The organism is Streptosporangiales bacterium, from assembly GCA_009379955.1.
Lineage (GTDB): Bacteria > Actinomycetota > Actinomycetes > Streptosporangiales > WHST01 > WHST01.
The window spans coordinates 82,487-90,103 of the sequence record WHST01000007.1 but is presented as its reverse complement, the minus strand read 5'-3'; the positions used below and the strand labels follow the sequence as shown (position 1 = coordinate 90,103).

The following is a 7,617-nucleotide window of genomic DNA, read 5'->3' as shown; positions in this document are numbered from 1 at the left end:
GGCACTGGAGAAAGACGTCCGCGAATGGATCAAGATGTGGAACGAGGACCCGAAACCGTTCGTGTGGAAGAAGACCGCGGAGGAAATCCTCGACTCCCTCGCACGATATATCACACGAATTTCCGGCGGGCGACACTAGGCGAACCGTACGTCATCTCCATCTCGTAGCCGATGATCTGGTCCTTCTCGACGAAGTCCAGCGTCTTCCACAGCGGGTTCTTCGCCGCCTTGGCGAGGGTCTGGTCGAAGACCTTCTCCTCCTTGGCCCCGAGGCCGCGGGTCATGAAGGCGTAGTCGACCCCGTCGAGCCGGCCGAGCTGCTCACCGCTGAGCTCCTCGCCGCGGCGGTCGTTCATCAGCGAGGTGGGCGCGATGGTGAGCCCGAGGTCGGCGAAGACCTGGCACATGACCCCGGAGGAGCAACCGGTCTGGAAGTTGTCGTCCCAGTAGCCGACCGGCGCGACCGTGAGGGCGGCGGGATCGTCGATCTTCGCCTTGACCTCCTCCACGCGGTCGTCGTAGAGCGTCTTCCAGTCCTCGTAGTACTCGGTCCGGTCCAGCGCCTTCGCGGTCTCCTCGAAGTGCGTCACCCAGGCCTCGCCGTCGAAGGCGTCCACGCTGTACGTCGGGGCGATCTGCGGCAGCCGCTTGACGACCTTCTTGTCGTAGCCGAGGCCGTTGAGGATGAAGTCGGGCTCCGCGAGCAGGACCGACTCGTAGTCGTACTCGGGGAAGTTCGCGAAGGTCGACACCTTCGCCAGCTGCGCGCGCGGGAAGAAGCAGGGGAACGTCTGGTAGCCGCTGTCGCCGCGGATCGGCTGGCTGCCGGCCAGCGGGTAGCGCAGCCACACCAGCATGTCGACGTCGGTGGTGTACATCCCGAGCGCGGCCTTCGGCGCCACCGGGAGCTCCACGTCGCCGAAGTCGGTCGCGACCTTCGTCTTGCCGGAGCCCTCGCTGACGGGCGCGAGGTCGGGCAGGCTCGGTACGACGACGGCGTCGTCCTGGCACTGCTCATCGAGCTGCGACTTGCGCTGGTCGGCGGCAGGCTCCTCGTCGGCGGTGTCGGTGGCGCAGGAGGTCCCCGCGGCCAGCAGGGCCAGGGTTGCGAGAGCGGCGAGGGAGGCGCGTACGCGTCCAGTCCGCCGGCCGGAGGTGGGGAGCATGAGCACCTTCCAGGATGTAGGTAAGGCTTACCTTACCGAATCTTCCCCGGTCTGCTCGTCGAGGGCAACCGTCTCCACGTGCTCGGTCGGGCTGTACTCGACCGGCTCCCGCTCCCTCATGACCCTCCTCCCCCGGCCAGCCGCCCATACTCGACACGGCGACGCACCCAGCGTCGCCACGATGCTGCTGTTCACCGGGCAGACGCCGGCCATTCCGGCGGGGTCGCTGCTGTTGACCGTCGCCGACCACCGGCTGCCGCTGGTCGCGTTCGTCGTCGTCGCGGTGACGTGCGCCTGCTGGGTGTGGAGAGCAACCCGACACATGGCCGGACCTCGTGAGTCGTCCGGGGAGGCGGTGTAGCGTGGATGTTGTCAGCGGTTGAGCCAGAGCCGGTGGGGTGTCACTTCGCAGAGACGGGTCAACCCATGACGTCAGGACCGCCGTCCGGCGCCGACTCCGATACCGACCTGTTCCGTGCGCTCGCCGCCGTCGGCGACGACGAGGAGCGCAGGGAACGCGTCTACGCGATCCTCGTCGAGCGCTACGACTGGCTGGTCAGGTGGGCCGTCAACCGCTACACCGGCCGCGGTGAGCAGGCCGAGGAGCTCGCGCAGGTCGGTTACCTCGGACTCGTCGAGGCCATCCAACGCTTCGACGTCGACCGCGGCGTCGACTTCGTGACGTTCGCCCGGCCCACCGTGCTCGGCGAGATCCGCCGCCACTTCCGCGACGGGCGCCGTTGGGTACGCCTGCCGCGGCGGCTGCAGGAGCTGAAGATGCGGATCAGGGACGCCACCGAGGAGCTGACCCAGACCACCGGCCACCTCCCGACCGCGGCGGAGCTCGCCACCTACCTCGAGACGAGCGAGGAGGCGGTCACCGAGGCGCTGGCCGCCGACGACACGTTCAGCCCGCTGTCCCTCGACGCCCCGGTCGGTGACGACGACGAGGTCGCGACCCACCTCGACGCGATGGGCGAGGACGACACCGATCTCGAGGACGTCGTCGACAGCGAGTCACTGTGGCCCCTGCTGGAGAAGCTCCCGCAGCGCGAGCAGGAGATGGTGCTGCTGCGGTACTACGGCAACATGACCCAGAGCGACATCGCCGACCGGCTCGGCATCTCGCAGATGCACGTGTCGCGCCTGCTCAGCCAGACGCTGGCGGCGCTGCGGCGCGATCTCGTCACCGACGACGACCTCCAGAAGGACGGGGTCTGAGCCCGGTCCCGGTTGTCACCTCGGGTGACGGTCGTTCAGCCGGCGATGCTCGAGGTCGGCGCCGTCCACGACCGCGGCGGCGGCGTTGACGAGCGCCCGCTGGTCGAACCAGTTCGTCTGCTCGCTGTGCTCGATCACCACGGCTACCTCACCGTCGTCGGTCTCGACCTCAGGAGAACGACCGCGTCGGTCACCCGGTCCTCCTCACCGAGATCGGCCCGGACGCCCATCTCGTCGAGGATCTCCCCCAGCGGGGCCTGCACCATGGCCGTCACCCCTTCCCCATCCTGCTGGTCTGACCTGGATGCCCTACCCGGGAACGCCGCGGTCATGCTCGGCACGGCGCCGGGAACCGAAGATCGTTCACCGTCGCGTCACCGCATCGCTCGATCGCACTGCCTACGCTGGTCGGACGTTCGCTGTCAGTGGCCCGGGTAATGATGACGTCGACGCATACGCCCACCGGTGGCTCGAGGTGATGTCCGTGACGACCGCGGAGCTCGTACGCACCTGCGAGGACGTCCACGGCTACATCCGGCGGATCTGCTTCAAGACCGGCCCGCCGTCCGTCGTCGGGGCCGAGCTCGAGTGGCTCGTCGCCGACCCGCACCGCCCGCGTGCCCCGGTCCCCCTCGACCTCCTGCGCATCGCCCTTCACGACACCGCCCCACCGCCGAACGGCAGCTCCATCACCTTCGAACCCGGCGGACAGCTCGAGCTCAGCTCGCCGCCCGCCGTCGGTCTCACCGCCTGCCGGCAGGCACTCGACGGCGACCTCGCCTCGGTCAGACGAACCCTCGACGACCTCGGCCTCGATCTCGTCCCCGCCGCCATCGACCCGGCCCGCGAGCCGGTACGCCAGCTGCACGAGCCGCGCTACGACGCCATGGAGGCGTACTACGACAGGATCGGCGACGCCGGGCGCGTGATGATGTGCAGCACGGCGGCGATCCAGGTCAACCTCGACGCGGGCGTCGACCCCGCCGACGTCGCCGGGCGCTGGGACCTGCTCAACGCGCTCGGCCCCGTCGTCGTGGCGGCGTTCGCCAACTCCCCCACCCACGCCGGCCGGGCCACCGGCTTGAAGTCCACGAGGCAGTCGATCTGGCAGCGCCTCGACCCGCCGCGCACCTCGCGCGCCGTGCCGGGCGCCGATCCCGTCATCGGGTGGGCCGAGTACGCGCTCGACGCGCCGGTGCTCATGATCCGCAGGGAGCCCGGCTGGATCCCCGACCCCGGCCTCACCTTCCGGCAGTGGGTCGACGGCGCCGGTGACCCGCCGACCCACGACGACCTCGCCTACCACCTGACCACCCTGTTCCCACCAGTCCGTCCACGCGGGTGGTTCGAGGTGCGCTACATCGACGCGCAGCCGCTCGCCTGGTGGCCGGTGCCCGTCGCCGTGCTCTCGGCCCTCGTCGACGACCCGGCCGCACGCGCCGGTGCGCTGGCCGCCGCGCGTCCGGTCGCCGGCAGCTGGCACGACGCCGCGCGGCACGGCCTCGCCGATCCCGCCCTCGCCGAGGCCGCCGGGCGGTGCTTCGCCCTGGCCGTCGACGCGCTCGACCGGCAGGGCGTCGACCCGCGCCTGGTCGCTCTGGTCGAGGCGTACCGCGACGAGTACGTCGCCCGCGGGCGATGTCCCGCCGACGACACGATCGACCTGCACCCGACAGCCCGTTCGACGAAGGAGCCCTCATGACTCACCCGCCGACGTTCAGCACCGACGCCGAGGTCGACGAGGGCGCGGTCAAGTCGTACGTCGCGGAGGAGCTCGAGCGCGTCCGTGACCGGAGCCTCGGCCTGACCACCGCGGTGCTCGATGACGCCGACCTCGTCGCCCAGCACTCCCGGCTGATGTCATCGCTGGTGTGGGACCTCGCCCACGTCGGCAACTACGAGGAGCTGTGGCTGCTGCGCGCCGCGGCCGGCATCGAGGCGATGCGGCCGGAGATCGACGACATCTACGACGCGTTCGAGCACCCCCGGTCGGAGCGGCCGACGCTGCCGCTGCTGCTGCCGGGCGAGGCCACCGACTACCTCGGCCAGGTGCGACGCAAGGTGCTCGACTCGCTCGACACCGTGCGCTTCACGCCCGACCACGCCCTGCTCGACAAGGGGTTCGTCTACGGCATGGTGCTCCAGCACGAGCACATGCACGACGAGACGATGCTGGCCACGCACCAGCTGCGCCGGGGCGAGGCCGTGTTCCCCACAACCGACTCGGCACCCGCGCCCGGGGGCGTCATGGAGGCGGGCGAGGTCCTCGTCGACGCGGGTCCCTTCGTCATGGGCACCTCGACCGACGCGTGGTCGTTCGACAACGAGCGTCCCGCCTACACCGTCGACCTGCCGGCGTTCTGGATCGACACGACCCAGGTGTCCAACGCCGCGTACCGCGCGTTCGTCGAGGACGGCGGCTACGACGACGAGCGGCTGTGGACTCCCGCGGGCTGGGACTGGCGCTGCCGGTCAGGCAAGCGCACGCCCGCGTTCTGGGTGCGCGACGCCGGGCAGTGGCTGCGCCGCAGGTTCGGCCGGGTCGAGCCGCTGCCGCCGGACGAGCCCGTCCAGCACGTGTGCTGGTACGAGGCCGACGCCTACGCCAGGTGGGCCGGCAGGCGCCTGCCCACCGAGGCCGAGTGGGAGAAGGCGGCGTCGTGGGACCCGGCGACCCGCACCAAGCGGCGGCATCCCTGGGGCGACGACCCGGCGACCCCGGAGCGCGCCAACCTCGGCCAGCGCCGCTACCGGCCGACACCGGTGGGTTCCTACCCGGCGGGCGCGTCCGCGTACGGCGTGCACCAGCTGCTCGGCGACGTCTGGGAGTGGACGTCGTCGACCTTCACCGGCCACCCGGGGTTCTGCGTCTTCCCCTACCAGGAGTACTCCGAGGTCTTCTTCGGCGACGGCTACCAGGTGCTGCGCGGCGGTTCCTGGGCGACCGACGAGGTCGCGTGCCGCTCCACGTTCCGCAACTGGGACCTGCCGATCCGGCGGCAGATCTTCGTCGGGTTCCGCTGCGCCAGGGACGCCTGAACGGGGTCGGTCATGTGTCGTCACCTCGCCTACCTCGGGGCGCCGCGGTCACTGTCGGCGCTCCTGCTCGAGCCGCCGCACTCGCTGTACGCGCAGTCGTACGCGCCGCGCCGGCAGCGCTACGGCACGGTCAACGCCGACGGGTTCGGCGCCGGCTGGTACGTCCCCGGCCGAGCCGAGCCGGTGCGCTACCGGCGGGCCCAGCCGATCTGGAGCGACCCGTCGTTCGCGAGCCTCGCGCCGACGGTGGCGTCGAGCTGCGTGCTTGGCGCCGTCAGGTCGGCCACCGCGGGTTACCCCTCGGACGAGTCCTGTGCCGCCCCGTTCACGCACGACCGGTGGCTGTTCAGCCACAACGGCCGCGCGTTCGACCCGGCGCTGCTGCGCAAGAACCTCGCCGACGCCGTCGCGTGGGTGCCCGACGCGCTCGGCCCGGTCGACTCCGCGTTCCTGTTCGGCCTCGCCGTGGCGCGCTGGAGCGGCGGCGCGTCGCTCGGTGCCGGTCTCGCCGGCGTCGTACGTGCGGTCGCCGGCGCGGGCGACGGCCGCCTCACCCTGCTCGCCACCGACGGCCGGGCGCTGGCCGGCACGACCTGGGGCGAGCCGCTGTACGTGCGACGCGAACCGGAGGCGGTCGTGATCGCCGCCGAGCCGCACGACGACGAACCGGCGTGGCGCGAGGTCCCCGACCGCTCGCTCGTCGTCGCCGATCCCGAGACCGTGACCGTCACCCCACTACTGGAGGAAGCCCAGTGACCGACCCCAGGATCGAACGCCACCTGACCGACGACGACCTCGCCGCGTCACTCGCCGCCGACGTCCGGCGCGGGCTGACGAGCCGGCCGAAGACGTTGCCCCCGAAGTACTTCTACGATGCGCGCGGCAGCGAGCTCTTCGAGGACATCACCCGGCTTCCCGAGTACTACCCGACCCGCGCGGAACGCGCGATCCTCGACACGTACGCGGAGGAGATCGCCAAGGTGGCGCAGGCCGACACCCTCGTCGAGCTCGGCTCGGGCTCCTCGGTGAAGACCCGGCTGCTGCTCGACGCGCTGCAGGCGGTCGGGGCGCTGCGCAGGTACGTCCCCGTCGAGGTCAGCGAGAGCGCACTCGTCGAGGCCGTCGACGCGTTGCACGCCGACTACCCCGAGCTGGAGATGCACGGGGTCGTCGCCGACTTCGACCGGCACCTCGCCCTGCTGCCGCGTGACGGCACCCGCCTGGTGGCGTTCCTCGGCGGCACGATCGGCAACCTCCCGCCGGTCGAGCGCACGCGGTTCCTCGCCGCGATCGGCCGGCAGCTCGACGACGGCGAGGCGCTGCTCCTCGGCACCGACCTGGTCAAGGACCCCGACAGGCTCGTCGCCGCGTACGACGACGCCGCGGGCGTCACCGCCGAGTTCAACCGCAACGTGCTCCACGTGGTCAACCGCGAGCTCGACGCCGACTTCGTCCCCGACGCGTTCGCCCACGTCGCCCACTGGGATCCCGAGAACGAGTGGATCGAGATGCGCCTGCGCGCCACCGGCGCCCAGCGGGTCCACGTACGCACGCTCGGGCTGGACGTGTCGTTCGACGACGGCGAGCACATCCGCACGGAGATCTCCGCGAAGTTCCGCCCGGACGGCCTGGAGACCGAGCTCGCCGCGAGCGGCCTGCGCCGCGTCGCGTGGTGGACCGACCCCGACGGCGACTTCGCGCTCTCCCTCGCCGTCCGCGCCTGACCGCCCCGCTCCGCGCGCAACCCCTCCGCAATCGCTGCGCAAGTGCCGCGGTGTCTCCTCGAGACAGTCGAGGTTCTTCACGAGGGGGTCAGCAGATGTCATCGGTGACCATGAACGTTCCGGCGGTGCTCGCCTGTGGCGACGGTGCCTGGGGTGCGGCGGACGGCGCGGACGCGGCGGTGGGTCAGGTCGCGTCCCTCGAGACCGATGCGATGGCGTTCACCGGGCTGGACAGCTCGGCCGTGCTCGCGTCCGTCGGACGCAGCTGGACCGACTTCATGCGGTCCTGCGCCGGGACGACCAGGGAGATCGGCAACAAGCTGAAGTCGAGCGGCTACACCATCGAGCGGGCCGACGGGAAGTCGACACCCGCCTTCGATCCCCAGAACCCCGGGTCGGCGTTCGACGGCACGGTCAAGGTGAACCTCCCCGAGACGGGGACCGCCTGGGTGACGGGAGCCCAGTGA

9 protein-coding genes are annotated in these 7,617 nt (G+C 71.1%); 8 read left to right on the top strand and 1 reads right to left on the bottom strand.

What is annotated here, in order from left to right; all coding sequences use genetic code 11:
• A partial coding sequence (locus GEV10_03790) for an IS630 family transposase (GenBank protein MQA77597.1) occupies nucleotides 1–139 on the top strand: 139 nt, incomplete at its 5' end.
• On the opposite strand, the gene GEV10_03785 is transcribed toward GEV10_03790, so the two are convergent.
• A complete protein-coding gene (locus GEV10_03785; protein MQA77596.1) occupies nucleotides 111–1,166 on the bottom strand; it encodes an ABC transporter substrate-binding protein in 1,056 nt (351 codons plus the stop codon). The two genes, GEV10_03790 and GEV10_03785, sit on opposite strands and share 29 nt — an antisense overlap.
• 181 nt (nucleotides 1,167–1,347) lie before the next feature.
• Here GEV10_03785 and GEV10_03780 point away from each other — a divergent pair, with 181 nt between their 5' ends.
• The 7 genes from GEV10_03780 to GEV10_03750 all read left to right on the top strand — a co-directional run bounded on the left by GEV10_03780 (nucleotide 1,348) and on the right by GEV10_03750 (nucleotide 7,617).
• The gene (locus tag GEV10_03780) at nucleotides 1,348–1,527 is read left to right on the top strand and encodes a hypothetical protein (protein ID MQA77595.1); all 180 of its coding nucleotides are present in this window, start codon (nucleotides 1,348–1,350) and stop codon (nucleotides 1,525–1,527) included.
• A 65-nt stretch (nucleotides 1,528–1,592) separates the two neighbouring features.
• Nucleotides 1,593–2,387: a SigB/SigF/SigG family RNA polymerase sigma factor gene (locus GEV10_03775; protein MQA77594.1), complete on the top strand. Its 795-nt coding sequence runs from the start codon at nucleotides 1,593–1,595 to the stop codon at nucleotides 2,385–2,387.
• A gap of 478 nt (nucleotides 2,388–2,865) precedes the next feature.
• Nucleotides 2,866–4,089 (top strand): ergothioneine biosynthesis glutamate--cysteine ligase EgtA, encoded by a 1,224-nt coding sequence (gene egtA, locus GEV10_03770; GenBank protein MQA77593.1) that lies wholly within the window; start codon nucleotides 2,866–2,868, stop codon nucleotides 4,087–4,089.
• Nucleotides 4,086–5,426, top strand: coding sequence for an ergothioneine biosynthesis protein EgtB (gene egtB / locus GEV10_03765; protein ID MQA77592.1), 1,341 nt, complete (start codon nucleotides 4,086–4,088; stop codon nucleotides 5,424–5,426). Before egtA ends, egtB begins: the two co-directional genes overlap by 4 nt.
• A gap of 12 nt (nucleotides 5,427–5,438) precedes the next feature.
• Nucleotides 5,439–6,182, top strand: a complete 744-nt coding sequence (gene egtC, locus GEV10_03760; GenBank protein ID MQA77591.1) for an ergothioneine biosynthesis protein EgtC — start codon at nucleotides 5,439–5,441, stop codon at nucleotides 6,180–6,182.
• The gene (gene egtD / locus GEV10_03755; GenBank protein ID MQA77590.1) at nucleotides 6,179–7,150 is read left to right on the top strand and encodes an L-histidine N(alpha)-methyltransferase; all 972 of its coding nucleotides are present in this window, start codon (nucleotides 6,179–6,181) and stop codon (nucleotides 7,148–7,150) included. The genes egtC and egtD overlap by 4 nt, the downstream gene beginning before the upstream one ends.
• 110 nt (nucleotides 7,151–7,260) lie before the next feature.
• Nucleotides 7,261–7,617: a hypothetical protein gene (locus tag GEV10_03750; protein ID MQA77589.1), complete on the top strand. Its 357-nt coding sequence runs from the start codon at nucleotides 7,261–7,263 to the stop codon at nucleotides 7,615–7,617.